Consider the following 4,301-nt stretch of genomic DNA (forward strand, 5'->3'; position numbering starts at 1 on the left):
CTGCAAGTGCGTGTTCAAACTTATCACGGTCCTCGGCACGGTCTAGATCCTCAAGGCTCGTTCCGAGGATCTTCACACCTCGTTCTACAAGCTTTGAAGCTAGATTAATAGCCGTTTGTCCGCCGAATTGAACCACAGCGCCTATCGGTTTTTCAAGATTGATGATATTCATGACATCCTCAATTGTCAGCGGTTCGAAATACAACTTATCAGAAATGCTGAAATCTGTTGATACCGTTTCAGGGTTGTTATTTACGATGATTGCCTCGTAGCCCGCTTCCTTGATGGCTTTTACGGAATGGACAGTTGCATAGTCAAACTCGATGCCCTGGCCAATGCGGATCGGGCCAGATCCAAGAACAATTACGCTAGGTTTGTCAGTTACTGAAGACTCATTTTCTTCCTCGTATGTGCTATAAAAATATGGTGTTTCAGACTCGAATTCCGCAGCACAAGTATCGACCATTTTAAAGACAGGAATCAGCCCATTCTTTAAACGCCACTGATATACTTCTTTTTCATCCACTCCCCATAGAGTGGAGATGACTTTATCTGAGAAACCCTTTTGTTTTGCTGTTCTTGTTGTATCTAGATCGAACGCATTTTGTGTTAGTTCCTGCTCAAAAGCTATTAATCTTTCTATTTTATGAAGGAAGAATAGGTCAATTTTGCTCCAGCTGTGCAGCGTTTCAATCGAAACTCCTCTTCTGATTGCCTCTGCAAGGTAAAATAATCTTTCGTCCCCAGCTTTGCGAATTCTTTTTTCCAGCAGTTCGTCATCGATTTCACTGCTATTTTTCAAAGAAAGATGTGTGACGTCCGCTTCGAGGGAACGTATTGCCTTTAAGAGTGATTCTTCGAAATTCCGGCCAATCGCCATAACTTCCCCAGTCGCTTTCATCTGCGTTCCAAGTGTACGGTTGGCAGATTCGAATTTATCAAATGGCCAGCGCGGGATTTTTGTGACCACATAGTCAAGCGCCGGTTCAAAGCAAGCGTATGTTTTACCTGTAACCGGGTTCAGCATTTCATCAAGAGTCAATCCTACCGCGATCTTAGCTGCAAGCTTTGCGATCGGATACCCAGTTGCTTTTGATGCAAGTGCTGATGAACGGCTGACACGTGGATTCACTTCGATAACATAATAATTGAAGCTGTCTGGATCTAGTGCCAGCTGAACGTTACAGCCACCCTCAATTTTAAGTGCTCTGATTATTTTCAGGCTCGCATTCCTCAGCAGCTGGTATTCACGGTCACTTAATGTCTGGCTAGGCGCGACGACAATAGAGTCTCCTGTATGGACTCCGACAGGGTCAAAATTCTCCATGTTGCAGACAACAATGGCATTGTCATGGCTGTCTCGCATCACTTCATACTCAATTTCCTTGAATCCGGCAATGCTTTTTTCAAGCAAGCATTGACCTACTGGACTGTTCTTAATACCGCTAGTCACAATTTCAATCAATTCTTTTTCGTTGCTGCAGATTCCACCGCCAGTTCCACCCATAGTGAACGCAGGACGGACAATGACCGGATATCCGATTTTTTCTACAAAAGCATATGCCTCATCAAGACTATGGATGATGTCGCTGTCAGGAACAGGCTGGCCTAACTCATTCATCAGGTTTCTGAATAGCTCCCTGTCCTCGGCCTGGTTTATCGCTTCAAGCTTTGTACCAAGTATTTCAACAGCGCATTCTTCAAGCACTCCTGCCTTTGCCAGTTCAACCGCCAGATTCAGTCCAGTCTGCCCTCCCAATGTTGGCAGGATGGCATCAGGGCGTTCCTTGCGGATGATCCTCGACACAAACTCGAGAGTAAGCGGCTCGATGTATACAACATCGGCAATTTCAGTATCAGTCATAATTGTCGCCGGATTGGAATTGACGAGGATGACCTTATATCCTTCTTCCCTCAAAGCAATGCACGCCTGAGTTCCGGCATAATCAAATTCTGCAGCCTGCCCGATGATAATTGGGCCTGACCCGATTACTAATATACTGTTTACATCTTTACGCTTTGGCATTTGCGACAGCCTCCCTTTTCTCTGCTTCTACGATGTCTAAAAATTGATTGAATAATCCGTTTGCATCTTCTGGTCCGGGGGATGCTTCTGGATGGTACTGGACCGTAAATGCCGCAGCATTTTTGTGCGAAAGTCCCTCAATCGTTCCATCATTCAGGGCAATATGTGTGACTTCCAGCTCTGTTCCTAAGATTGAATCTTCCTTAACGGTATAACCGTGGTTCTGAGATGTAATAGCAATTTTTCCTGTACTCAAATCCTTGACTGGATGGTTCGAACCGCGATGGCCAAATTTCATTTTTTCTGTGTCAGCTCCGCATGCTAGCGCGAATAGCTGATGTCCCAGACAAATTCCGAACATCGGTACCCTGCCAATCAAGCACTTGATCATTTCGATTGCTTCAGGAACATCCTTTGGATCCCCAGGGCCGTTTGAAAGCATAATGCCATCCGGGCTTAAGCTAAGAATTTCTTCGAAAGTTGTGTTATAAGGTACAACAATCACATCGCAATTCCGATCATTTAATTCTCTTAAAATGCCATGCTTCAGGCCAAAGTCAACCAGTACGATACGGTGCCCGCGGCCAGGACTTGGGTACGGAGTTTTCGTTGATACTTGCCTTACCTGATCGTTTGGCAGCATTTTGCCTCTTAGTGAAGCAATAATATCTTCAGGATTTTCTTCTATTCCGCAAATAGTACCCTTTAATGTACCGTGCTGGCGGATGATTTTTGTCAGTTTCCTTGTATCTATACCTGCGATTCCAGGGATATTCTTCATTTTCAGGTACGTATCTAGCGGCAATTCGGATCTCCAGTTTGAAGGGAAATCAGCATTTTCTTTTACAATGAGTCCGTGGACAGCAGGACTGATTGACTCGAAATCGTCACGGTTTATACCGTAATTCCCGATCAAGGGATACGTTAGAGTAACAATTTGTCCGCAGTAAGATGGATCTGACAGGATTTCCTGATAACCAGTCATGCCAGTATTAAATACAACCTCGCCTGCAGTCGATGCTTCACTTCCGAATCCTTCTCCAATAAATATCGTTCCATCCTCTAATATCAGCTGTTTTTTCATGCTGTCACACATCCTTTATCCCAGACTATTTTTCCTTCGGCAATCGTTAATGCTGGCCATCCCTTACAGCTCCAGCCATCAAATGGTGTGTTTTTTCCTTTTGATAAAAATTCATCTGGATTGATTTCTCTTGTTTCTTCAAGGTCAATCACTACTAAGTCCGCAGCAGCCCCGACCTTTATTTCACCATAAGGCAGCCCGAAAGCAGCTGCAGGTTTTACCGTCAAAAAGTCAATTAGCTGTTTTAATGTGATAATGTTTTTTTCCACTAAGTGTGTATACAAGAGCGGAAATGCTGTTTCCAGTCCGACGATTCCGAACGGTGCAAGCTCTATGCCCTCTGCTTTTTCCTCGCTCGTATGAGGTGCATGGTCTGTAGCGATGAAATCAATCGTGCCGTCGAGCAAACCTTCGATTAATGCTTCTTGATCCGCTTTCCCTCTCAAGGGTGGATTCATTTTATAGTTCGCATCGTTTCCATGTATGTCTTCTTCATTTAAAAGTAAATGATGTGGTGTTACCTCAGCAGTGACTCTAATGCCATATCTCTTGGCATCCCTTACTGCTCTGACCGATTCTTTTGTGCTGATATGGCATACGTGGTAGTGGCATCCTGCTTTTTCAGCAAGCAGGATATCCCTGGCGATATGTACAGACTCACAAACCGAAGGAATTCCGTTGATTCCAAGCTCAGCAGATTTCTTCCCTTCGTGGAGCGAGCCTTTGTTTATTAATGTATTGTCTTCACAGTGCGCAACGACTGCCATATCCAGGTTCGCTGCCTTTTTCATTGTCTCCAGCATCATTCCTGCTGACTGCACTCCTACTCCATCATCCGTTAAGGCGAATGCACCCGCTGCCTTCAATTCAGCAAAATTAGTAAGTTCCTGTCCCAGTTCTCTTACCGTAATTGATGCATATGGCAGGACTCTAACTGAAGCTGTTTCCTTGATTTTTTCCTGCAGCCACTCCATCTGTTCTTTTGAATCAGGAACCGGCCTTGTGTTTGGCATAGCAGCCACGGTAGTGAAGCCGCCTTTTGCCGCGGCCAGTGTACCTGTAGCGATTGTTTCTTTCTTTTCGCCGCCCGGTTCTCTCAAATGGACGTGAAGGTCGATAAATCCTGGTGCTATGAGCTTTCCTTCCGCATTGATGATCTGGTTGGCATTTGTAGTCAGGTTAACACCTATA

3 protein-coding genes are annotated in these 4,301 nt (G+C 44.8%); all 3 read right to left on the bottom strand.

Annotated features, from left to right (window positions below):
* On the bottom strand, positions 1-2,026 hold a 2,026-nt coding region (gene carB / locus WB217_RS12600), incomplete at its 3' end, for a carbamoyl-phosphate synthase (glutamine-hydrolyzing) large subunit (RefSeq protein WP_423993566.1).
* On the bottom strand, positions 2,013-3,110 hold the full coding sequence (locus WB217_RS12605; RefSeq protein WP_423993567.1) for a carbamoyl phosphate synthase small subunit: 1,098 nt from the start codon (positions 3,108-3,110) through the stop codon (positions 2,013-2,015). The genes carB and WB217_RS12605, both read right to left, overlap by 14 nt.
* A partial coding sequence (locus tag WB217_RS12610; RefSeq protein ID WP_423993568.1) for a dihydroorotase occupies positions 3,107-4,301 on the bottom strand: 1,195 nt, incomplete at its 5' end. The genes WB217_RS12610 and WB217_RS12605, both read right to left, overlap by 4 nt.

Source organism: Mesobacillus sp., from assembly GCF_049588175.1.
Taxonomy (GTDB): domain Bacteria; phylum Bacillota; class Bacilli; order Bacillales; family Cytobacillaceae; genus Mesobacillus.